The sequence below is a fragment of the Staphylococcus sp. GDY8P196P genome, assembly GCF_017891705.1.
Classification (GTDB): Bacteria; Bacillota; Bacilli; order Staphylococcales; family Staphylococcaceae; genus Staphylococcus; species Staphylococcus ureilyticus.
On sequence record NZ_JAESJS010000003.1, the window covers coordinates 86914 to 112215 of the forward strand.

Sequence of the window (25302 nt, forward strand, 5' to 3'; positions counted from 1 at the left end):
TATAAAACTTCATAAAAAGGCTGAGACAATTCAATTTGTCTCAGCTTTTTTTCTTATCGCCGTGCGATGAAGAAGTGATTTTAAATCAATTAAATTTGAATATCTCACTTCATTTTTAAGTTCAAGATATTTGTATCTCAGACTTGCATAGACTAAGCGAAAAATAATGAGATAATATACGCGCTAATCCCAACTAGAATACAATACAGAAGTGCAGGGCCTAATGTTTTTCTTATGACACTACCTTCTTTACCAGGCATATTAACTACCGCACAAACTGCGACCACATTATGCACACAGATCATGTTACCGGCAGCTGCACCAATGATTTGTGCAGCTAATACAATAAATGGATCTGCACCAATAGAGTTAGCAATGTTTAATTGAATAGGTGAGAAAGTCAACGTTGATACAGTAGCACTACCTGTAATAAACGAACCTAAAGCACCTAAGAATGGTGCAACGAATAGCCATACAGGACCTAAAGTATTAGCCATATTTTTGGCGATATATTCTGGCATACTTATTAAATCATGCGCATTGATACCTGAGTTGATAAAAACATGCACCATTGCGAGTGTGGCAATTAGTGTAATGCCAGTAATTTTTATTGTTGATAAGGATGTGATACTTGCATTACCTAAATCCTTAATAGATTTTCTTTGAATTATAATGGCGAAAATTGCTGATAATAATAAAATTGTCCCAGGTGAATAAAGAAATTGCCATTCAGATGATATTTCAGAGAAATTTAAAATATTATTCCAAGAAAAATCAAGAACATGTGTGGTGAAATATTCAACACTTGGAACCGTTCTCGTTAATAAAAGTAAGATAACAACCATTACATAAGGTGCCCAAGCAGTTAGTAAACTCATAGAATGTTCTGTACTATCTGCCTCGTATGTTTTATCTAAGCCATCTGTCCACACTGTTTTAGGTAACAACCAACCCTTACTTGCAGTTAAGACGGCAACTACTAAACCAGTTAATGAGCCTAATATAGCAACAAATTCTGCGCCGAAAACATGTGCATATACAAAGGCAGATACTGCATATACAATTCCTATTAATGCTAGCCATGGTAGCATTTCAATAATAGATTTTAACTTTTTATTTTTCCCAAAGAAAACAATCATCGTAGAGATAACGATGATAGGTATGAAAATACCACTCAATAAGTCTAATATAGTTATTTGCTCAGCTGTCGAATGGAAAAAGGATTGATTTGCTTCTTTTAAAGTACTTAATCCAACAATAACTGGCGTGCCCACTGCTCCGAAAGACACTGCAATACTATCGGCAATTAAAGCTGTAACAACAGCTATCATAGGTCTAAAACCTAATGCAACTAGTAAAGGTGCTGTAACCATTGCAGGTGTACCAAATCCTGAAGCGCCTTCAATAAGTGAACCAAATAAGAAAGCGACAATGATGACTTGGACACGCATATCTGGTGAAATTTTCTTAAATCCTGCATTGATACGGTTTACTGCACCCGTTTGGCGTAATGTATTAAGTAACACGAGCGCACCGAATAAAATATAAAGTATCGTTAATGTTTTGTGCGTACCTTGAAGTATTGAAGCTATAACGACATTACCTTGCATCCCCCATACAAAAATCCCTAAAACTGTTACAACGATAGCGCTAATAATCATCCCTTTTAAAGCTGACATACGTAAGAGTACAAGAAATAAAAAAGGTACGATTACTGCACTGAAAGCGACTAATAACATCATTTTATATAAAACTCCCTCATAAAAATTTAATAATCATCTAGTCATATGATGTTTAAATAACTCTCATTGTAAACGTTTACAAATAAATTTTCAATCATGTATAAAAAATGAATTTTTCATATATACAATTTAAATCGTATACAAATATTTTTCGTTGATTTTAATAAGCTGTATTTTCGGTTTTACTTATTTATATCTTAAAACGAAAATAAATGAAAATAAATTTGCGTTATTAGAAAAAATATAATAATATAATGATAATATTTGAAAGCGTTTACAAAAGTGATTACAAAAATTGCAAGAAAATATTTAAATTAATCTTAATATCAACGATTGATTTATAAGGGGTGCGTAATATGAGTGATAAATTAACTAAAATGGGAATGCCTCCAACGTTATTTTGGGGATATGTTGGTGTATTAATATTTATGATGGGAGACGGTTTAGAGCTAGCATGGATTAGTCCTTATTTACATGATCATGGTCTATCCGTGCAACAAACTGCGATTTTGACCACTTGCTATGGTGTAACGATAGCTATTGGTTCTTGGTTATCAGGTGTCTTGGTAGAAATTATCGGTCCAAGAAAAGTGATGCTGTTAGGAACAGGGTTATATATCATCGGTCATGCAATATTTGTTGGTTTGGCAATCCCAACGATGAACTATAATATCATGATTCCGTCATATGCAATAAGAGGGTTTGGCTATCCTTTGTTTGCTTATTCTTTTTTGGTTTGGGTTGCTTATCGTTCTCCGCAAAAGCGTTTAGGTGCTGCAGTAGGATGGTTTTGGTTTGTGTTTACAGGAGGGCTTAGTGTCCTAGGATCATTTTATTCTTCTTTTGCGATTCAACTATTTGGACACTTCTTTACATTGTGGACAGCGATTATTTGGGTGTTAATAGGAACATTTTTAGCAGTATTTGTAAATAGAGACCAGTTTATGATTGAAGAAAAAGGGCACGGATTTAAAGAACACTTTAGTGAGGTACTTGCAGGTATAACGATACTAAAAAGGGAACCGCGTGTGGCAGTGGCATGTGTTGTTAGAATCATAAACCAGGCGGCACAATATGCTTTTCCATTATTTCTGCCGATTTATTTAGCTTCCAAAGGTATTGCTACTACAACTTGGTTAAATATTTGGGGAACAATTTTTATTGCTAATATTATATTCAATCTAATATTTGGTGCGTTGAGCGATAAAATTGGCTGGAAAAATACGATTTCTTATATTGGTGGTGTTGGATGTGCGATATTTACGTTAGGACTATATTTTGTGCCAGAGTTATTTACAGGTAATGTTTTTATTGTGGGTACGGTAGGATTTCTATGGGGGATGTGTTTAGCAGGCTTTGTCCCTATTTCTGCACTTGTCCCTTCTTTAGTTCATGATGGTGATAAAGGACCAGCAATGGCAATATAAAATTTAGGCGCTGATCTTTGTGTATTTGCAGGACCAGGATTAGTGGCATTGTTTTATGATAGTATTGGTGTTAAAGGCATGATGTACTTAATATTTGGATTATATGTTGCTAGTGCAATTATGACACGTTTCTTAAAGACACCTGAGGAAAGGGAACGTAGAAAGTCTAAAAATTTTGCATCATACAGTAAATAATCTATTATAGTAGCTATAAAAAAGTTAGGATATGGCTTAATGGATGATTTTTTAATAGCTTCAGCTAACGATTAATAAATAATAGTAAACGGGCGAACAGTTTCAAAATGAGGGGTTTTGATATTGTTTGCCCGTTTTTGTATTCATTTTAAGGGATGATTATGCAATGATTTTGAGATGACGTGGGATAAATATAATTATTTTTCTTGGAAACCACCTGAAACAAAATGAGCAGCAATTTGCTTAATAGTGGCAAATAGTAAATCTAACATGTATGTTCACCTCCATGAGCTAGTGGTTACATGTTCAATTTACTATATATTATTAAAATATTGTGTAGGAAAGCACAACTTAGTTAAATCATTGCCACGGTGTTTATTGTCAGACATCTTACTTGCTTGACTGTTGCAAATAAGATCGTGATTGTATGGAAATATACATTTAGCGTAGGTTATACTTCAAAACTAGTAAAATAATTAAACGATTTAAAAATATACAATAAATAGTATATTTATACTTGAAAATAACTCTATTTAAGTTTAATATGTATATAAATCTTATAAATATATTGGAGTGATGAAATTGGGGCGTACACAACAGATTTAAAAAAACTAGCATTGTTAAAAGGTAAGAGCTTTTTGAAAACGAGTGACTTTACTGCAGATGAATTAGTCACTTTGATTGACTTTACCGGAGAATTAAAAGAAAAGAAAAAGCGAGGCATTCCTCACCCTTATCTTAAAGGTAAGAATATTGCTTTATTATTTGAAAAACCATCTACAAGAACACGTTCAGCATTCAGTGTAGCAGCAAACGATTTAGGTGCCTTTCCAGATTATTTTGGTCAAGGTGAAATTCATCTAGGTGTCAAAGAATCGACAGAAGATACAGCAAAAGTATTAGGGAGTATGTATGATGGTATTGAATTTAGAGGTTTTTATCAAAAAGATGTGGAAAGTATAGCGCAACATGCCGAAGTTCCAGTATGGAATGGTTTAACAAACGAATGGCATCCTACTCAAATGATTGCAGATTTTTATACTTTAAAAGAACACCTAGGCACATTACAAGGCAAAACATTGACTTATGTTGGTGATGCAAGAAATAACGTAGCACATGATTTATTGGTTACCGGCGCAATATTAGGTATGAATATTCATATTGCAGCCCCTCAATCGCTACAGCCTGATCAAGATATTCAGCAACTTGCTAAAAATTATGCAACACAATCGCACAGTAATATTTTAATTACAGATAATATTCAACAAGCAGTTTATAAAGCAGATGCAATATATACAGATGTCTGGTTTTCAATGGGAGAAGATGAATCAGTTCAAACACAACGTATTGAAAAATTACTTCCATATCAAATTAATGAAGCTATGCTTGTCAATACAATGAATCCAGATGTTATTGTATTACATTGTTTGCCCGCCTTCCATGATGTGCATACAAAGGTGGGACAACAAATCTATAAGACTCATGGTTTAACTGAAATGGAGATAACAGATGATGTATTTAAAGGTGAACATGCTGTTATATTTGAGCAAGCGGAAAATAGATTACATTCAATTAAAGCAATTATGGCAGGAACATTAGGGGATATTTTTTAACACATATCTTAATTGAATAAATAAAGAAACTCACAAAGTAACGTGCTTTGTGAGTTTTTTTCATTAAAAAAGAAGGCATATATCACCATTATGAAAAAGTTTTTCATAATGGTATTTTATATTGATTAATATTTTCTTTGATTGTATATTTATGATAATTAGGAGGTTAATGACTATGAGTAAATTGTTTGAAAAGGCACAACAATTTGGTAAATCATTTATGTTACCTATCGCTATATTACCGGCAGCTGGATTGTTGTTGGGAATCGGTGGCGCATTAAGTAATCCGAATACAATCAAAGCATATCCCGTGTTGGATATTAACTTATTGCAAAATATATTTGTTCTTATGTCATCAGCTGGTAATATTGTATTTCAAAATTTACCAGTAATTTTTGCCATAGGTGTTGCAATTGGATTAGCTAGAAGTGATAAAGGTACTGCAGGATTAGCAGCAATGTTAGGATTCCTTATTATGAATGCTTCGATGAATGGATTGCTAATCATTACAGATACGTTAGCAAAAGGCAATTTAGCAGAAGAAGGACAAAGTATGGTTCTAGGAATTCAAACAGTAGAAACGGGCGTGTTTGGTGGGATTATCACAGGAGTTATGACGGCGCTTTTACATAATAAATATCACAAGATTTCTCTTCCATCATATTTAGGATTTTTTGGAGGATCTCGTTTTGTTCCAATTATTACAGCAATCTCTGCAATCATACTCGGGGTTATCATGTTCTTTATTTGGCCAACAGTACAGGGGTGGATATTTGGTGTAGGAGGTATCGTAGATAAAACTGGTGTCATTGGTACTTTTTTCTTTGGATTTATATTAAGGCTATTGGGGCCATTTGGTTTACATCACATTTTCTATTTACCGTTTTGGCAAACTGCATTAGGTGGCTCGTTAGAAGTTAAGGGTCATCTTGTTCAAGGCACTCAAAATATTTTCTTTGCTCAACTTGGTGATCCAGACGTAACGAAATACTATTCAGGTGTTTCGCGTTATATGTCAGGTCGTTTTATTACAATGATGTTTGGACTATGTGGTGCAGCTTTAGCAATTTATCATACTGCGAAACCGCAACATAAAAAAGTCGTGGGTGGGCTAATGCTATCTGCAGCATTAACTTCATTTTTAACAGGTATTACAGAACCGTTAGAGTTCAGTTTTTTATTTGTTGCACCAATTTTATATGTGATACATGCATTTTTAGATGGTTTAGCGTTTATGATGGCAGACGTATTTAATATTACGATAGGTCAAACATTTAGTGGTGGCTTTATAGACTTTTTATTATTCGGCGTTTTGCAAGGTAATGCTAAGACGAACTTTTTATGGGTAATACCGATTGGCATCGTTTGGTTTATTTTATATTATATTATTTTCAGATTTTTAATTAACAAATTCAACTTTAAAACACCTGGTAGAGAAGCGGAAACAACTACAGAAACTGTTGAAACGACAGAACGTGCTAAAACAATTATCGAGGGTTTAGGTGGTAAAGAAAATATAGAAATTGTCGATTGTTGTGCTACAAGGCTAAGAGTGACATTAAAGTCAGACGCTACAGTCAATAAGCAACTGCTGAATTCTACCGAAGCTAGAGGTATCATCCAAAAAGGTAATGGTGTACAAATTGTTTATGGACCACATGTCACAACGATAAAAAATGAAGTAGAAGAGTTACTAGACAGTGAACAAGCGTAATTTATAAAATATTCAATTTATCATTAAACAAAGGTAATATACAGAAATTAGAAAGTGATTGGTGAGTATATGTATATTTTAAATTTAGAGAATAGACAACTTGCAAGTCAATATGTTGCGACTGAACTGTTAAAGCAAATAAAAATGAAACCGGATTCAGTATTGGGTCTTGCTACAGGAAATACTATGACAGATGTTTACAAGTATTTAAAAACATTGATTAATCATAATCATTTGCAACTAGATCAAATAGTGACATTTAATTTGGATGAATATGTGGGTTTAAGCGCAGACAATGAACAAAGTTATCACGCATATATGTATCGACAGTTATTTAAACATCATCAAACGTGGCATAAAGAAAATATATTTATACCACAAGGAGATACCAATAATTTAGAACAAGAATGCTTAATGTATGAACAATATTTAAAAGATAAAGGACCTACAGATATACAAATTTTAGGTATAGGTGAAAACGGGCATATAGGATTTAATGAGCCTGGTTCGTCGTTTGAAAGTATTACAAGAGTTGTAGATTTATCTTCTTCAACGATGAAAGCAAATAGTCGTTATTTTGATTCAATAGAAGATGTTCCTAAGCAAGCAATTTCTATGGGACTGGCATCTATTATACGTGCGAAACGTATTATTTTGTTAGCGATGGGTAGAAATAAAAAAGAAGCCGTCTCACAATTAATAGAGGGAGAAATTTCCGAAACGTTACCTGCATCTATATTACATCAACATCCTCATGTTGAAGTAATTGTAGATAATGAAATATTCGACACATTAGATCAAGATAAAGTTCAGCGATTAGAAAGGCATTTGTCATAAAGATATTTGAATACGTTGTGTTTTGGCTAGACGCTTGAGTATAGGATGAAGTCGTCCCTTAAGAAAGCGAACCAACAATACGAAGTATTGAATAAAAAGGAAGCACTCAGATGAATTGAATTAAATCATCTGAGTGCTATTTTTTTAGGATTTATGTCCCAGATGCATTATTTCTGTCATTATAAAAATAATATAAAACTTTATCACTGAATGACAACTAGGAAACATTAATTGTAAAAATTAAGTATTGTAATAACACTTAGGCACAAAAACATACAAATTAGGAAATATTTACAACAATATTAATATTTATTATTATAATTTAGTTAAAGGTAATCAACCTTTAACAAATCATATATTGAGAAATGAGGTGTGTTAAATGTCTGATTTCGTAAACGCAATCAGTGAAGCTGTAAAAGCAGGTTTAAGTGCTGACTGGGTAACAATGGGAACTAGCATTGCTGACGCATTAGCTAAAGGCGCTGACTTCATCTTAGGTTTCTTTAACTAATAAATAATGTAAAAGGCTGAGACAAATTGAATTGTCTCAGCCTTTTATTATTCAATGCTAGCTATAGATTACAATATCATTTAAAGTTATTTGGATTTATGTAGTCATTTTTTAAAGACTATAATACTAAACCAACGATTGATGCTGAAATAATTGAAGCAAGTGTTGAACCTAGTAGCAAGCGTAGGGCAAACGAAGCCACCTTATTGCCTTGTACATCACTAAATCCTTTGATAGCACCAACGATAATGCCTACAGTACCAAAATTAGCAAAACTAACGAGATATACAGAAATGATACCTTGTGTACGTAGTGTTAAATCTCCAGCTAATTTTTGATAGTCTAACATAGCAACAAATTCGTTAGTGATTAATTTAGTTGCCATGAGTGATCCAGCTTGAACTGCTTCGTTCCAAGGTACACCTATGATGAAAGCAATCGGTGCAAAAATAAAACCGATTAATTGTTTGAAATCTAAACCGACAAAATTAAATAATACTGTGACTGCTTCCATCAAAGAGATGAATGCAAGGAGCATAATGGCGACACTTACGGCAATTTTAAAGCCGTCCGTAGCACTATCGCCAATCATTTGGAAAAATGGAACGTTTTTCGACTTTGTTTCATCACTATTTGAATTGCTTTTATCTGAGGATAAGTTGGAAATTTCCACGTCACTATCATCTGATTGATATGGATTGATGACACTTGCGATAATTAAAGCACTGAAAATATTGAGCATAACGGCAGTAACTACATATTTAGGTTCGATCATTTGCATATATGAACCTAACATAGCCATACTGACAGCACTCATACCAGAAGTAGTAATCGTATATAATTTCTCTTTAGATAATTTAGGAATCATTTCTTTAATAGTTAAATAAACTTCTGGCTGTCCTAACATAGAAGTTGAGATAGCAAAGTAACTTTCGAGACGACCCATACGTGTGATTTTATTGATAATAATACCAACATATTTAATGATAAACGGAAGAATTTTAAAATAGTTTAACACACCGATTAATACAGAGATAAATACTAAAGGTAGTAAAACGGTAATAAAAAACGTTGAAGCACCTTTGTTTTGTAAACCACCAAAAACAAACTCGATACCAGCTTTACTAATATTGATTAATTCTTCAAAAAATGAACCTAATGTGGTTAATATCGTTAAACCAATAGTCGTATTCATCATGAATACTACAATGATGATTTGAACGATTAACATAATGACTGGTTTTTTGAAATCAATCGCCTTTCTGTTATAGCTAAATAAAAAAGCGATGAATAATGCAAAAAATATACCAGTAATGGCAAATATGATTGACATAAGTATCACCTACAATGTATTGAAAGCAACTGCAATTTTTGCGCCAAGTACCGCATTGTTCTCAACTAGTTTGATATTTGTATTTAAACTCTTGCCTTCAGATTTTTCGACAATTTTACCAAGTAAAAATGGCGTAGAATCTTTTCCACTAATACCTTGCGTTTCTGCTTCTTTAACTGCTTCTTCAATAATATCGTCAATATAAGATTTAGGTAATTCATGTTCTTTAGGAACTGGGTTAGCGATAACAACGCCACCTTCAATATTCAAATCATTTTTAACTTTACAAATATGTGCGATATCATCTGGAGTTTCAGAAAAACTGTTTAGTTTAATACCGCTTTGTCGTGTGAAAAATGCTGGTAATTCATCTGTTTGGTAACCTATTACGGGTACGCCTTTTGTTTCAAGATATTCCATTGTTTTTGGTAAATCTAGTATAGATTTAGCGCCAGCACATATTACTGTTACATTTGTTTTACCTAACTCTTCTAAGTCCGCTGAGATATCCATTGTGTTTTCGGCACCTTTATGTACACCACCAATACCACCAGTTACAAAGAATTGAATTTCTGCTAATTCTGCACTCATCATTGTTGATGCAACTGTAGTTGCACCAATCTGTTTAGTAGCGATTACTTCTGCAAAATCACGACGTGAAACTTTTGCGACATTATCACTTTTAGCGAGTAATTCTAGTTCATCATTTTCCAGTCCAATTTTGATTTTTCCATCAATTAATGCAATGGTTGCTGGAATTGCACCATAATCACGTATGATATTTTCAACAGCCGTAGCCATTTGCACATTTTGTGGGTAAGGCATACCATGTGAAATGATTGTTGATTCTAGTGCTACGATGGGTTTTTTATCTGCTTTAGCTTGTGCTACTTCTTTAGAAAATTCAATATATTGCTTCATTTTTATAGTCCTCCAAATCTCTAAATAATTGTTTCTTATCTAAGTTTTGCCTCACGGTGTATTCAGTTTCAATTGTTTTTCGAGCATTCATCATGCCTGTTGTCAGTATGCTTTCAGTGTCTAGTTCATTTAACCAACTAAAAATGACTGCACTAGAGAAAGCATCACCAGCTCCTGTTACGTCTACGACATGTTGTGAAGGTATCACAGGTTTAATGACTTCTTCGTTACTATTTCTAAAAATAAGTTCTTTTACACCATTTGTAATCACAACATTTGAAACGCCTAACTTATTCCATTTTTGTGCAGCTATACGCAAATCATCAGTGTTTTGTATAGTCATATTTAAATAAGTTTCGGTTTCATCTCTATTAATAATAAGCCAATCGATAGCATGTAATGAATCAGGCATGTTTTTCATTTTTGGAGATGAAACGGGAATAACTATTAATTTAATGCTATGCTTTTCTGAATAAGCACATAAAAAATCCATTGCACTTTTTGAAATGTTGAGGTCTGCGATGATACATTTTGCTTTTATTAATAAATGTGTACGTTTAATTAAAAATTCTGGAGTAATATAATCATAGACCTCCATATCTGCTAAACCGTATTCCATATTACCGTCGTTATTGATTAATGCTGTATAGGAACCAGTGTTTGCGTTTTCTATTTGTTGGACGTGGTCTAAGTTCATGAATGGGGTTGATAATTTATAAATCATATCCCATTCGCTGTCATTACCACTCACAGATAAAAATGCGACTGTTTCGCCCATACGCCCTAAATTCTCTGCTATATTGCGTGCAACCCCACCTATAGATCTCGTTGAAGTAACAGGATTAGACGTTTCTAATTGTAAATCGTTATGAACATAAAATTTTCTGTCTAAGTTCGCAGCACCAATGCAGACAATTGGATAATCTTCATTTAAAACATACGCTTTCCCTAAAACATATTCTTTGCGGATAAGTCCAGATATAATATTTGCAACTGCTGGCCGAGATAATCCAATAGATTGTGCTAATTCTTGTTGTGAAATGAATGGATTTTCTTGAATACGCTTTAAAACTTCCTGTTCATTTTTATTCATATGGCAACCTCCTTTATGCAAAATTAAACTTAAGTTTACAAATTAAACATTTGTTTAAGTTGATAAGATAATAGCACGAATATTCTGAAATGTATACGCTTACATATAATAGTTCGTAAAATTGTAAAATCTATATATTCACGAAACAGAAATTTATATATGCTATATGTCGCTAAAAATCAAGGGTTTTATGGCGTTTGATCATTTGTGGAATTTATTAAAATGATTTGTATGAAAAAATTTAAAATTAATATTTGAAGTTCAATAAATTAATGTTTAAATTTTTGAAAATATAATTCAAAATATTAATGAAATAGAAAAGAAGTGTAGTTGTTTTTCAAGTAGGCATATATCCAATAATTTTGTAACAAGGAAATAACTAGGAAAATAAGCGAGTACACACTTATATAAACATATCAGACAGTAGGTAAGCTTAAATAAAAAAACTGCCGACAAGGTGCGTCCTTAGTCGACAGTTATTATTTAGCGAATACAATCTATATCTCGTATTTTTAAAAGCATATATTAATTTTTTGCGTTAACTTTCAACATCCTCATTATTTGTTTGTTCATCTTTACTAAACAACGAAGAAAATTTAGATTTTATATCATCTAGTTTGCTATTTACTTTATCTAATTCTTCTTGCATTTTATCAGTATTACCATTATCTTTTTCGTTTTTTGCCTGTTTTAAATCATCTACTGTAGTTTGGTATTTATCAGCTAACTTATTTGTTTTATTAGAATCAGCTTCTTGTTTTAGGCTATTAATTTTATCTTGTAATGCTTGTAATTTAGAATCTGTTGCTTCATTAGAATTTGAAATATCTGACTTTAACGATTGAATATCATCTTTGACTTGATTGTTCTGACGTTCGAAATTGACATTATCACCTTGCGTATCATTCGATTGATTTTGATTGGCAGTGGATTGTTCACTTGTTTCATTACCAGTTTGTTGATTATCATTGTTATTATTCATAAAAGTACTAACTGCAAAAATGACAATGATGACTAATAAAGCCACCAGACCTAAACCAAGCCAAAATTGCTTGCGCTTTGATTTTTTATTTTCTTCTAATAACTGCAACTCTCGTTCACGATCTCGCTGATTGTAGCTTGTTTCCGACTTGTAATCATTGTACTTATGGTCATTATAAGATTCACTGTTTTTCACAGTACGACGATAAGGATTGTATAAGATCTTTCCGTAGATATCTTGTTGTTGTTGGTCATTCACAGTGTGAATATTTAAATCAGTATTAACGTTTCCATATTTGTCTAGCGCAATAATTTTTCCATCATCTTCAATTTTTAAAATTTTAGGATAATCATTGAAAGAGTTGTTGTTAGTCATTTTTTCACCTTCAATTGTATTTAGATATTAAGTGCTTACTTTTAAATTACCCAACTCTGGTAGTATAAACATTGCTTGTTTTAATAATCTTAAGTATATATTACTAACTTCTCATTAATAAAACATCATCATTTAGACTGAGCTAATGTATTTGGTGTAATGTTAGTTTGCTTTAACAAAGATAAAAATAAAAGGGGCGGGACAGAAATCTTTTTTAAAATATCAGATTTCTATCTCACTCCCTTGTATAGTGTGTTTAAGTATTAATGCAATGTTATGGACTTTTACAAGTAGTATGTTGTATTTACTACTTGTAGTTTATTAGTATCCTGAATCTACTTCTTCACCGTCTTCGTCATATTCAGTTACGTAACCATCCTCATCAATTTTATAAGAACCTGCTAGGTCTCCGTCTTTATCTGTGAAAGAAAATCCCCAACTGTCTCCAGTTTTTTCTGGTTCTTTATAAGTATAATTATCTGTATCCAAAGTGCTACCTTCATAAGATTCGACTTTATCAATAACATTATCACGCGTTACTTTTTCGTCAGAACTGGCGTTACTACTATCGTCGTCATCAGAATCTGCTTCTTTTTCGATCATTTTGTCTTCATAATCGCTTATTGCATCATCGTCAAATGATAAAGATACGTCTATTTCATCTTCATCATCTTTAGGACTAGAAACATTTTCTACACTTGATTTGAATTGTTTGCCTTCAACTTCAGTTGTAGCATAGACTTCGATTTTTTCATCTGGTGCATAAGGACCGTAAGTGACAGATTCATATTCGTCAAAATCTGATTGTTCATCCCCATTAATATAAAGTTTAAGAGAATCAGAATCTGCATAAGTTGAATCAATACTAACTGTAAAACGTTTTTGTTTGAATTGTAAATCTGCACTGTTACTTTCAGACATATCGATATGAATAACGCCGTCGAATTTTTTATTATCAACCTTTTGTGTTGCTTTTAAATCATATATGCCAACTGGAAAATCATCGAGTGTCTTCGTCTTACCTTGTTTTAATTTAACTTGGGTTGTTTTGTCATTAAGTTTGTAAGATAGCGTTGTGTCTTCTTCTGAGGTAATCGAAACAGGCTCCTTACTAACATTAAAAATGTAATTTTTGAATATGCCCCATTTTTTTCCATCTTCGGTAATATTAATTAAAGCAGTGTCACCAACAGTGACAGCATGTTCATTTGATTTATTTTCTTTAATATTTTTTGCACTACTTTGAAGTTCATCAGCAACACGATCTATGCTATCAGTTTCGTCAATATATTTATAAATAGCTTTAGCTTCATCTTTAGAAATAGCTTCACCATTTGCTTTTAAATGGTTGGCTAGGCGATCTGTATCTTTGTTTTTTAAATCTTTAGAAATGGTTTCTGCCTGTTTTGTAGGTGATAGTTGCGCGTCAATTATTTTATAAGTAACAAACAAAGCAATAATAATGACTAATATCACTGCAATAATAATAAATATAGGTAATTTTGATTTACGATTAGGTGGTTGATGCGTTGTTCGTTGTTGAACAGGCGTACCACATTGAGTACAAACGCGTTGACCAGGCTTGATTTCAGCACCACAATTACTACAATACTTCATTTGAAATATCCTCCTTAATAACCTGTATTAAAAAATGAACTTAAATCACTTAATGTATTAGAAACAGTACTTTCCACTATAATACGTAAAATGATTCCTAAAATGATGATATAGATAAATATAGAATAAATGACAGGCATACGTATAAGTTGATTGTGGCTGTATTTCGTAATTAAATATATTGGTGCAATGAGTGTAAATAATATAGCAATAATGATAAGGAATACTGCAAAACTTGGAACATGAATTGCTAAAAATAATAAACCAAACAAAAGTGTAATAACAGAAAGGGTGTTGACTAAAACGAAATCTGAAAATACTTTATGTAACGTCGAATTAATATTTAATATTTTTATTAGTGCAAAAGTGATACCAAATAGTACTGTAATTGCTATTAATAAGAAAAGTGAAATGTTAAACACAACGCTTGCTTTACTTGTCATGAAATATGCAACTTCTGCAGGTATCAATATCGTCAGTAATATAATGGATAAAAGTAATCCTGCTACGATTAAACTGAAAAGTGTTTTGTAAGAAAAAAAGTGAGGACTCACAAGTTCTTTATCAGGATGTCTGAAAGCAGTTGAAAAGAACGTTTTAGCTTCATTGAAAATATCTGAAGTATGCTTTGAAAACTGCTCATTTTTATGATTAGACTGTGTTGAATCTTGTGTTGATATTTGTGTTGCATTAGATTCCGTTAAATTATGTTCGGATGCATGGTTCGGTTTGTTTTTAGTTTCGTTTGTTGTATTTGTTTGATGAGATAATTTTGTACCACACTCTCCACAAAATAAATCTGATGCTTCAATAGGATTTCCACATTTTGGACACTGCATAAAGCTTCCCCCTTGTAATATGTATATTAAAATATAATATTATCACATTTATATTTGTGTTACACTACTATTTTGAAAATTAACTAAATTTAAATTCAAAAAAATGTAAATGCATATAGTAGTAGATTTTATTTAAAAAATAATAATAATAAGTAGAGACTGTGTATAATGAAATATAGGGGGATTCAGTGACGTCGTTACGGAAGAAAGAACATCATTACTATATCATGTAGTTATAATAAATAGATGACAGCTAAAGTATATATTAAGGAGTGGAATACAAATGGTTAAGCGAATACTGAGTAACAATGCTTCAGAACTACTAGCAATGTCAGGTGAAGAATTAAAACAGAGCATTAAGGCGAGTGCTGGGCGTGTAGTTTTATCTGAAAATATAGTTACAGAAACGCCTGTCGTGCCAGATATTACCAATGCTGAAATAGCGCGTGCGTTTGGTGCTGATTTGATTTTATTAAATGGCTTTGATGCGTTTCATCCAAAAGTGAAAAATATAGATGAACACGAACAGGTTATAGAAACATTAAAACGACTCGTGGGTAGACCCATTGGTGTGAACTTAGAACCTGTTGATGACGGAACAAATATGTATGAGCAACACTTAGAAATTGAAGAAGGACGTCAGGCAAGTCCAGAAACTGTTCAAATACTTGAAGCATTAGGGGTGGATTTTATATGTATGACTGGAAATCCTGCAACTGGTGTATCTAATAAGAAAATAGTTGAAGCAATCCAAAATACAAGAAATCATTTTTCAGGTTTGATTATCGCTGGGAAAATGCATAGTTCAGGTGTAGATGAGCCTGTGATTACCAGGGCATATGTAAAGCAATTTATTGAAGCGGGTGCTGATATTATACTAGTACCTGCTGTCGGTACAGTGCCAGGTTTCGATGAAGCGCAACTTAAAGACATTGTCAAAGAAGTTCATCGTGAAGGGGGACTTGTCATGTCAGCAATTGGTACGAGTCAAGAGAGCGCTGATCCGAGCACTATTAGAGATTTTGCCATTCGAAATAAAATATGTGGTGTGGATATTCAACACATTGGTGATGGGAGTTATTGTGGTTTAGCTCCTGTGGAAAATATATTTGAATTGAGTAAGGCGTTGCGTGGAGAGAGACACACGATATCGATGATTGCACGTTCCATAAATCGCTAATAAAAACGCCATGCATAAATCCATGGTTACAAATATTCATTGGCTTATTTTAGTTTGATTAAATACATTAAAAATTATAGGTACGGAGAAGAGGATGCAACACATTAATGTTGGATTCTCTTTTTAATATTTTATTGAAGTATTTATATAAAATTATAATTAAATAAATTATAATTTTAAAAAGTGATCGTTTATGATAGATGTGCAACTTTTCGGATTATGAGACGAAAGAGATTACACATCTAAAAACGGAAGTAAGCGGTTACAATATAAATATAAGGAGGTTGCTCATGTGTTAAGCAAGAGACAGCATCATATCTTAACATTCTTACTTGAACGTGAATCCTTTATAACTATTCATCACTTAGCTAACCAATTCAATGTTTCAGAAAGGACGATACAGTACGATTTAGAATATATAGAAAGTATGGCAAAACAATTGGATTTAACGATTTTTAGAAATAAAAATGCAGGTATAAAGATTGAATCTAAAAAACCTTTGGATGATATTGTTCCTCAATATATAGCGACTTCAATACATTATTCTAAAGAAGAAAGAATTCGATATATCATATTAAAGCTATTTGAATCTAATACACCAACATCTTCTAACACGTTGGCCGATATGGTTTCTGTGACACGTAGAACGATCGTTGAAGATCTGAAAAATGTACAGACTTGGTTATCTTCTTATAATTTGAATTTAAAATATATTAAAAACAAGGGATTTATCATACAAGGTGAAGAAACAGATTATCGAAAAGCATATGCGACACGTGTCCATGAATATTTTCAAAACCATACACATCAAATAGGGCATAAGCTATTTTCGAATAAAGCATTGGAAACGATTCGATTAACTGTAGTGTCAGTATTATTTGAAGCGGATTATCAGTTAGTCCAAAGTGCAATTGATGGTCTGATTTATCATATTTTAATTGCGATACACCGAACGAAAGAAAAGTTTGTTTTTGAAATACCAGATATGGAATATAACAAATTAGCGGAAACAGACCAATTTCGCGTGGCATTACTTATAAAGGCATCTTTGGAAGAAAAACTCGATATACAATTCCCTAAAAGCGAAGCAGGCTTTATTACATTACATTTGCTAGGGGCTAAAACTTCAGAGATGAATCAAAAAAACGAAACAATAGATGATTAAGAAATTCTAACCGAACAATTGATAGAACGCATGAGTGGTGACTTAGGCATAGATTTAATTAACGATACTAAATTATTAAATGGCTTAATTGTTCATTTAAGACCAGCAATTCACCGGTTGAAGTTCAATATGACGCATAATAATCCTCTGACAGATGAAATATTTCAACAGTACCATCACATCGTAGGAAGATTACGCAATCATATTTGGGGTGTGGAAGAGAATTATCGTATTTGCTTTGACAAAGATGAACTTGCATACATTACGTTACATTTTGCTTCAGCAATTGAACGTATTTCCGCAATTACTACAAATGCTCTAAAAGTAGTTTTACTGTGCGGCTCAGGCATCGGCACTTCACAATTATTGAGAAGTAGAATTCGACATATTTACCCTGAACTTGAAATTGTAGATGCTTATTCAATCTACGAAATTGATGAGACGTTATTAAAGCATGAAGGCGTTGACTATATCATATCAACGGTACCGTTTGAACATGCTTCAATACCTATACTCAATGTTTCTCCATTTTTAGATAAAAATGACCGTCAACAAATTAACACAATTATTAATAAATCAAGAGAACAATATGTGTATGATATCAAAGGACTAGGGCCTACTCTAAAAGAAGTCTTACCAAAAAATAGAATTTTAACACAACAACCTTCACTTTGTAGAAATGATGCAATTAGACAAAGTATTGAAACTTTGATTGATGCTCAAGTTGTTGATTGTATTTATGCCGATGAAATCATTGAACAATTAAATGCATTTGGACCATATATGGTTATCAGTCCGCACATTGCTTTAATTCATGCTAAACCAACACATGTTAAAGGGACAGTAGGTTTTAGTTTGACACACTATCAAAAAGGTGTTCGCTTTGGACATGAACAATATGATCCTGTATATATCATTGTGACGTTAGCAACCGCTCAGCCGCAAATTCATTTAAATGCATTGAGACAACTTAGTGAACTGATTATGAATGATAAAACTAGAAATATATTACTTTCAGGAAATATTGAAGCAATTATGCACTGCATAAATGAAGTGAGTCAACATTAAGGAGGGGAAAATGACTTTGGAAATTTTATCATCAGATAAAGTGCAAGTACTTGAACAGGTTAAAAGTTGGCGTGAAGCAATTAGTATAGCTGCAAATCCTTTGAAAGAACAAGGCTATTTTCAGCAAGATTACATTGATGACATGATTCATAGTGTAGAAAAATTAGGCCCTTATATAGTTATTGCTCCAGAAATAGCGATTGCACATGCTCGACCGAATAATAATGTAAAAAAGATAGGTCTAAGTTTGTTAAAACTAAATCAGCACATTAACTTTTCAGAAGAAGGACACTATGCTTCATTGGTGTTTGTATTAAGTGCTATAGATAATGAAGGACACTTAGAAGTATTGAGAAATTTAGCTATAACTTTAGGCAATCAACAGACAGTAGAACATTTATTAAATGCACAAACATCAAGTGAAATTATAAATATATTTAAAGGAGAATGAGGACAATGAAAATTTTAGTAGTATGTGGTCACGGATTAGGAAGTAGTTTTATGGTTGAAATGAATGCACAAGAAGCACTTAAAAATTTAAATGCACCATCAGACATAAAGGTTGAACATAGTGATGTTATGAGCGCGAGCCCTGATATGGCAGATTTATTTATTTGTGGAAGAGATTTAGAAGAAAACACAAAAAATTTAGGTGATGTCATTGTGTTAGATAATATATTAGATAAAGAAGAATTACAGCAAAAACTAGATGAAAAATTAAAAGATTTAAACGTACTTTAATCATTAATAAGGAGGTGGGACGATGAAGCCAATTCTTGATTTTATCGTCGATATTTTGAGTCAACCTGCGATATTAGTTGCCCTAATCGCATTGATTGGATTAATTGTTCAGAAAAAGTCAGCAACTGATATTACTTCAGGTACGATAAAAACAATTTTAGGATTTTTAGTCTTAAGTGCGGGTGCTAATGTAGTAACGCAATCATTAGAACCATTTGGTAAAATTTTCCAACATGCATTTGGTGTGCAGGGGGTTGTGCCTAATAATGAAGCAATCATATCAATTGCACTGGAACAATATGGTACGACTGCAGCGTTAATCATGGTGTTTGGCATGCTAGTGAATATCATTATTGCACGTATAACTAATTTGAAATATATTTTCTTAACTGGCCACCATACATTTTATATGGCTGCATTTTTAGCGATATTATTGTCAGTTGGTCATGTGACAGGTACGTTAACAGTGATTATTGGGGCGATTATTTTAGGTTTGATTATGGCAATATTACCAGCTTTAGCACAGCCTACAATGAAAAAGATCACTGGAAACGATCAAGTTGCTTTGGGTCATTTTGGTACATTGAGTTATTGGGCTGCTGGAGAAATTGGAAAATTATTTAAAAGTAAATCAAAATCGACTGAAGATATCAATTTTCCTAAAGGGTTAAGTTTTTTAAGAGAAAGTACGATCAGTATTTCTTTAACAATGACATTGCTTTATTTTGTAGCATCATTGTTTGCTACACCTACTTTCGTACATTCAGAAATCAGCGATGGGCAAAACTTTATTGTATTTTCACTTATTCAGGGCGTTACATTTGCAGCAGGTGTATTTATTATTTTAACTGGGGTTCGCTTAATTCTTGCAGAAATAGTGCCTGCATTTAAAGGTATATCTGAAAAATTGGTTCCCAATACGAAACCTGCGTTAGACTGTCCGATAGTCTTCCCTTATGCACAAAATGCAGTGTTAATCGGCTTCTTTGTCAGCTTTGTTGTAGGTGTGATTGGGATGTTCATTTTATTCTTATTCGGTGGTGTCGTGATACTTCCAGGTGTGGTGGCACACTTCTTCTTGGGCGCTACGGCAGGTGTCTTTGGTAATGCACGCGGAGGTATTAGAGGTGCGGTAGCTGGCTCAGCTTTAAATGGCTTATTAATCACGTTCCTACCATTATTATTCTTGCCATTTTTAGGGGATTTAGGTGGTGCTGCTACTACGTTCTCAGATACAGATTTCTTAGTAGTGGGTGTCGTGCTTGGTAATGTAGCAAAATATTTGGGCATCATTGGTATTGTTGGCTTAATTGTTGTTGTCGCTGTAGTGTCAATTTTATTACAAAAACGTTCGAACCAAAAAGCGATGAAAGAACAGTAATCATAAAAATCCTAGGCTATGTAAAATCATAAACCTAGGATTTTGTGTTGTTTTATTCTTTATAGTAAACAAGTTGTGTTGTCGTAGCTAATAACGATCCATCAGCACTCCAAATTTCGCCGGTTTGGTCATAAAAACCGTTATTAAAATTTTGTGCCCGTGTATGTCCTAATACATGATGATTATTATGTTTTTCTAATGCTTCCGTGTCAGAATGAAAGTAAACAGTAAGAGAAACTGTACCTATTGGAACAACTTTTTCACGACGGACGTATATTCTTGGGAAAAAGGCGTCACACATTGAAGCAAGTGATAAATAATCTAGTGGTCTATTTGGCTTGTCTTTCATCCATTGTAATGTAACTGAATCTGCATGATTTGATTTTGTGTAAGCTCTAGGTGCACCTTTTACTATTTTAATATCATAATGATTTACCCAGGGTGGGACTTCAGTTAATGATAAACTGTCTACACGTTCTGCATCTGGCACTTCTGGCTTGTTTAATTCGGTTGAAGACCATGTATCTCTTTTCTTTGCGGTAACTGCAGTCGCTGTGATAACTATTTCATGATGTTGGCACAGTTCAACATACCAATGTTGTGTAGAACGATTGGTTCTTGTAGGATTTGCCTTAATAATAAATGAGCCGTCTTTGACAGGTGCTGCGTAATTAACAGTAAATGAAACTGGGCTACCAAGACAGTCAGGATGTTCTATAATTGCTCGTAATAATGTTGATGCAATCACACCACCAAAAGGGCCAACCATATTGGCATAATCGTCAGAAGTATGTCCATGATAAACGCCAATTTCTTGTTGTTTTAGGTTTGTTGCGATATCAAAAGGGTGTGCGTACGTATTTAAGCTCATTGATATGCCTCCTTATAATTTTTAGCTGAGTTTTAAGAAGATTTTATTGAAGCATTTCTTTATAAACTTTGTGATTTTGATATGAAGCATAAAGCAATGGTGCGTTTAGTTGATGTTCTTCGGCTAAATTCAGTAAATAGCCTTGTAAGTGATCGGCTTCGATATTTAAGCCTTTTTCCATATCACGTTGCATTGATGTTTTGAAATGATATGAGAGCTTAGTAAGTCCTTTCATATACTGATCAACTATTGTATCGTCAATGGGCACTTGGTGACTTCTCATAATGGATGAAACTTCTTCATATAATGATTTGATAAAATCAGTGCCACCTTCACTATCACGTATTGGTCCGATTGGTGCATGCATCATCGTAGTTACACTTGATAATACTGTAATCATTAGATATTTTTGCCACATACCACGCATGATATCTGAAGTTAATATAAATTCAGATTTTGTATTAGCGAAAGTATCTTCTATTAATTTAGCTCTATCACTATTCGTACCATTTAATTCTCCAAAGAAAAGTTTATCGAAATCACTAGTTTGTACGACTTCACCAGTGGCATTCAATGAGGTTTCAATGATGCAATATCCACCCATGACTTTATTTTCACCAAAAACATCTTGTAATTTTGGAATATGTGCAACACCGTTCAACAGTGGGATAATCACTGTGTGGTCCCCAACAAATGGTTTCAAGTCATCGATTGCTTGCTCAAGGTGATAGGATTTTGAAGATAGTAAAATTACATCAAATGGTTCTGCTTTGTCTTCTTTAGTAATCAATTGAGGGGTAAAACTATAATCACCGTTCTCACTATGGATGACTAAGCCGTTCCTTTCCAAATAAGATTTCCTTTTCGGTCTTACTAAAAAAGTGACATTTTTATGATTTTCTACTAAACGACCACCAAAATAGCCTCCAATTCCACCTGCTCCTAAGACTAAAATACGCATCTTAAACACTCCTTAATCTATGTAATGATTCATATTGTTATATATATATACCACTAAAAGTTCAAAGTTACGCATTGGAAATGAACAGAAAATTTAAAGGCATGCTCATTGCATAATATACAATAAATTTTAAATATCAAAGAACATCCTTCATATTTGAGAAATGAGACTTAATAATCTAAGCCAAAATATAAAAACATTAAATTTTTGATGATTATGTAATGGATTGGCCGTGTAGTTGCAAAAGCAAGTGATATATAACGTAATTCATTGTTTATTGTTAAATACGCTGTGGGTATATTTAATAAATGAAGCATGGAGTGAAAGTGGTGATTACTATATAGCAATTATTTGAAATGTAGAACCATGCTCATATCATTATTTTGATATTTATAATGAACATGACCTTTAAGATGTTACATAAGCTTTTGAAGGTCACGTGTATTATCATCTTTGAAAGTAGTATAAAATTTAGACAAGAAAAATAAAAATGATTATAAAGTGTGAATCATGAAGGAGGATGATTATGACGAAAGTATTTGTAACTGGTGCTACAGGTCTTATTGGCACGAAACTGACAAAGCGTTTACTTGAAGAAGGCTATGAAGTAGCTGGATTAACAACATCTAAAAAGGGTGAGGAGAAACTAGTTAATGCAGGTATTCAAGCATATATCGGTAATATTTTAGAATACGAAACGATAGAACGCAGTATTGGTGATTTCAAACCAGACATTATCATGAATGAAATTACTGATTTAAAGCAAGTTGATATGTCAGCTAACACAAAAGTTAGAATTGAAGGTACAAAAAATCTTGTTGATGCAGCAATTCAGCACGGCGTGGAACATATCCAATCACAAAGCATTGCTTTCGCATATGAAGGTGGTAATGGGTTGGCAACTGAGGATACGCCTTTAGATTACGAATCTAGTGGAGATCGTAAAATTACAGTAGATGGCGTTGATGGATTAGAAAAAGAAACAGCTCGAATAAAAAATTATGTCATTTTGCGTTATGGGTTATTATATGGTCCAGGTACTTGGTATGGTAAAGACGGCATGATTTATAATCAATTTATGAATAATGAAATTTCAATCACAGATGGTGTTCAATCATTTATTCATATAGATGATGCAATTGAAACAGCAATTCAGGCTTTAAACTTTGATTCGGGTATTTATAATGTAGCAGATGATGATCCTGTAAAAGGCAATGTTTGGGCTGACTGGTATGCAAACTTATTAAATGTAACACCTCACATTAATATAAAAGCTGCAGCACCCTATGAACGCGGTGTAAGTAATGAAAAGTTTAAAAGGCAAGGTGGTAAATTAACTTATAAAACATGGAAAGTTGGAATGAATCCAATAAACTAGATTTAGAAATTTATTAGAAAGTGGCATAAACATTGATGCGAGATATTATTAATGTATGTTTTTTATGTAAGAAAGCCTTAACAGCATTATCGTTAAGGCTTTCTTAGATTTTTAATTAATTACATAATATTCAATAAAGCATAGTATTATGGTGTATATTAGTGGAGATAAAAATGTCTTTGAAATCAAAATAATAATGTTATTTACAATTTATACATCTGAATGATAAAGCGAAACCGCCTATATTACCAATGATGGACAATATGCCGTTATTGAGGATAGCTTTACATTGTGCATTATTTACGAATGTTAACACAGCACATCTAAAAGAACCCGAAGCTTACTCTAGTAAGTTTCGGGTTTAGTGTTTCAATGGTCCTACTTATTAAAATCTATAACAATCTTACCAAATGCACCTTTCATCATTTATAACTAATTTTAAAAAACGAGTAAACTGATAATACAATTATAAAGATACATTATTCTTTAAGATTAGCTAAAGTTTTTGCAATATCTTCAGAGGCAAATAAGCCACGCAGTTTTGACCATTCATCTCTATTTACGAAATGAACATTATTATTTTTTACAGCATCAAGTTGGTCCCATTGATTACTGTTTTGTAATTTGTTTAAATCTTCATCATTATTTTCATCAATCATTATAATTAATCTTTCTGGATTAACCTCAACAAGCTGTTCGTATGACATTTCTAAATAATTTGATTCTCTGTATGCAGGTAGTTTATCCGCAATGTTTTCACTAAGTGCATTATTGAAACCTAATTTACTTAGAAGTTCACCTACATACGTTTTGTTAGAATGTGCAGTTATACCTTGTTCAGAAACTACAGCCGCCAATGTTTCTTTGTTTTTATCTATATCAATTTGCTTGTTGAAATCATTGATTAATTCATTGTGTTTGTCTAAGCGCTCTTTAGCCTCTTTAGATTTATTAACTGCTGTACCAATACGTTGGAATATTTCTAAAGTTTCTTGATAGCCAGCATCAAAACTTCTAAATAAAATAGTAGGTGCAATCTCACTTAATTCATTATATATATCTTGATGACGATCAACATCTCCAATGATAAGTTGCGGAGAGGCAGAACGAATTGATTCAAAATCTGGATCAATACGAGTGCCAACAGATCTATATTTACCAACTGCTTCTTTAATTGGTGATATTAAATTTGTGCTATCATTATCATCAGCAATGCCTTTAACATCTATATTTAAAGCAACGAATGCATCGACAAAAGAAAATTCTAAAGCTACTGCTGAATGAATATCTTCTGGTAAATCAGTCGTTCCTAAATCATGTTTAAATTCAAAAGTCATTGTATTACCTCCTAATAGATA

21 protein-coding genes and 1 pseudogene are annotated in these 25302 nt (G+C 32.8%); 12 read left to right on the forward strand and 10 right to left on the reverse strand.

The features are described 5' to 3' along the window. Positions 1-152 precede the first annotated feature (152 nt). Positions 153-1742, reverse strand: coding sequence for an L-lactate permease (locus KA814_RS00455; RefSeq protein ID WP_064209183.1), 1590 nt, complete (start codon positions 1740-1742; stop codon positions 153-155). Between the two features lie 356 nt (positions 1743-2098). Between KA814_RS00455 and KA814_RS00460 the strand changes: the two are divergent. From KA814_RS00460 to KA814_RS00480, 5 genes and pseudogenes are all read left to right on the forward strand, one after another. Further along, a pseudogene (locus KA814_RS00460) lies at positions 2099-3364 on the forward strand (MFS transporter). A 581-nt stretch (positions 3365-3945) separates the two neighbouring features. Then, positions 3946-4977 (forward strand): ornithine carbamoyltransferase, encoded by a 1032-nt coding sequence (gene argF, locus KA814_RS00465; RefSeq protein ID WP_164987244.1) that lies wholly within the window; start codon positions 3946-3948, stop codon positions 4975-4977. Positions 4978-5152: 175 nt separating this feature from the next. Then, positions 5153-6691 (forward strand): PTS transporter subunit EIIC, encoded by a 1539-nt coding sequence (locus KA814_RS00470; RefSeq protein ID WP_064209185.1) that lies wholly within the window; start codon positions 5153-5155, stop codon positions 6689-6691. A gap of 69 nt (positions 6692-6760) precedes the next feature. Then, positions 6761-7528: a glucosamine-6-phosphate deaminase gene (gene nagB / locus KA814_RS00475; RefSeq protein ID WP_064209186.1), complete on the forward strand. Its 768-nt coding sequence runs from the start codon at positions 6761-6763 to the stop codon at positions 7526-7528. A 379-nt stretch (positions 7529-7907) separates the two neighbouring features. Next, on the forward strand, positions 7908-8039 hold the full coding sequence (locus KA814_RS00480; protein WP_019469020.1) for a beta-class phenol-soluble modulin: 132 nt from the start codon (positions 7908-7910) through the stop codon (positions 8037-8039). A 118-nt stretch (positions 8040-8157) separates the two neighbouring features. On the opposite strand, the gene KA814_RS00485 is transcribed toward KA814_RS00480, so the two are convergent. The 6 genes from KA814_RS00485 to KA814_RS00510 all read right to left on the reverse strand — a co-directional run bounded on the left by KA814_RS00485 (position 8158) and on the right by KA814_RS00510 (position 15199). Continuing rightward, complete coding sequence (locus tag KA814_RS00485; protein WP_064209187.1) at positions 8158-9372, reverse strand: NupC/NupG family nucleoside CNT transporter; 1215 nt, start codon at positions 9370-9372, stop codon at positions 8158-8160. A 9-nt stretch (positions 9373-9381) separates the two neighbouring features. After that, positions 9382-10293: a pseudouridine-5'-phosphate glycosidase gene (locus KA814_RS00490; protein WP_064209188.1), complete on the reverse strand. Its 912-nt coding sequence runs from the start codon at positions 10291-10293 to the stop codon at positions 9382-9384. After that, entirely contained in the window at positions 10277-11386 is a 1110-nt protein-coding gene (locus KA814_RS00495) for a carbohydrate kinase (RefSeq protein WP_046206655.1), read from the reverse strand. The genes KA814_RS00490 and KA814_RS00495 overlap by 17 nt, the downstream gene beginning before the upstream one ends. 538 nt (positions 11387-11924) lie before the next feature. Next, on the reverse strand, positions 11925-12743 hold the full coding sequence (locus tag KA814_RS00500; protein ID WP_064209189.1) for a hypothetical protein: 819 nt from the start codon (positions 12741-12743) through the stop codon (positions 11925-11927). A 321-nt stretch (positions 12744-13064) separates the two neighbouring features. Beyond that, positions 13065-14360 (reverse strand): TcaA second domain-containing protein, encoded by a 1296-nt coding sequence (locus KA814_RS00505; protein ID WP_064209190.1) that lies wholly within the window; start codon positions 14358-14360, stop codon positions 13065-13067. A 14-nt stretch (positions 14361-14374) separates the two neighbouring features. Then, positions 14375-15199 (reverse strand): zinc ribbon domain-containing protein, encoded by an 825-nt coding sequence (locus tag KA814_RS00510; RefSeq protein WP_064209191.1) that lies wholly within the window; start codon positions 15197-15199, stop codon positions 14375-14377. A 283-nt stretch (positions 15200-15482) separates the two neighbouring features. Between KA814_RS00510 and KA814_RS00515 the strand changes: the two genes are divergently transcribed. The 6 genes from KA814_RS00515 (at position 15483) to KA814_RS00535 (ending at position 20734) form a co-directional block, all read left to right on the forward strand. After that, a complete protein-coding gene (locus KA814_RS00515) occupies positions 15483-16379 on the forward strand; it encodes a DUF7916 family protein (RefSeq protein ID WP_064209192.1) in 897 nt (298 codons plus the stop codon). A 292-nt stretch (positions 16380-16671) separates the two neighbouring features. Next, on the forward strand, positions 16672-17544 hold the full coding sequence (locus KA814_RS13780) for a BglG family transcription antiterminator (protein ID WP_348633948.1): 873 nt from the start codon (positions 16672-16674) through the stop codon (positions 17542-17544). An 18-nt stretch (positions 17545-17562) separates the two neighbouring features. After that, positions 17563-18612 (forward strand): BglG family transcription antiterminator, encoded by a 1050-nt coding sequence (locus tag KA814_RS13785; RefSeq protein WP_348633949.1) that lies wholly within the window; start codon positions 17563-17565, stop codon positions 18610-18612. 10 nt (positions 18613-18622) lie between these two features. Next, positions 18623-19063: a PTS sugar transporter subunit IIA gene (locus KA814_RS00525; RefSeq protein WP_046206661.1), complete on the forward strand. Its 441-nt coding sequence runs from the start codon at positions 18623-18625 to the stop codon at positions 19061-19063. Positions 19064-19068: 5 nt separating this feature from the next. Further along, positions 19069-19353, forward strand: coding sequence for a PTS sugar transporter subunit IIB (locus tag KA814_RS00530; RefSeq protein ID WP_046206662.1), 285 nt, complete (start codon positions 19069-19071; stop codon positions 19351-19353). Between the two features lie 22 nt (positions 19354-19375). Then, a complete protein-coding gene (locus tag KA814_RS00535; protein WP_064209194.1) occupies positions 19376-20734 on the forward strand; it encodes a PTS ascorbate transporter subunit IIC in 1359 nt (452 codons plus the stop codon). Positions 20735-20786: 52 nt separating this feature from the next. On the opposite strand, the gene KA814_RS00540 is transcribed toward KA814_RS00535, so the two are convergent. Both KA814_RS00540 and panE read right to left on the reverse strand, forming a co-directional pair. Further along, entirely contained in the window at positions 20787-21605 is an 819-nt protein-coding gene (locus tag KA814_RS00540; protein ID WP_064209195.1) for an acyl-CoA thioesterase, read from the reverse strand. A 43-nt stretch (positions 21606-21648) separates the two neighbouring features. Beyond that, positions 21649-22566, reverse strand: coding sequence for a 2-dehydropantoate 2-reductase (panE, locus tag KA814_RS00545; protein WP_064209196.1), 918 nt, complete (start codon positions 22564-22566; stop codon positions 21649-21651). A 526-nt stretch (positions 22567-23092) separates the two neighbouring features. Here panE and KA814_RS00550 point away from each other — a divergent pair. Beyond that, the gene (locus KA814_RS00550) at positions 23093-23944 is read left to right on the forward strand and encodes an NAD-dependent epimerase/dehydratase family protein (protein ID WP_064209197.1); all 852 of its coding nucleotides are present in this window, start codon (positions 23093-23095) and stop codon (positions 23942-23944) included. 479 nt (positions 23945-24423) lie between these two features. On the opposite strand, the gene KA814_RS00555 is transcribed toward KA814_RS00550, so the two are convergent. Continuing rightward, positions 24424-25281 carry an ABC transporter substrate-binding protein gene (locus KA814_RS00555; protein ID WP_046206669.1) on the reverse strand — a complete coding sequence of 286 codons (858 nt, stop codon included), beginning with the start codon at positions 25279-25281 and terminating at the stop codon, positions 24424-24426. Positions 25282-25302: the final 21 nt, after the last annotated feature.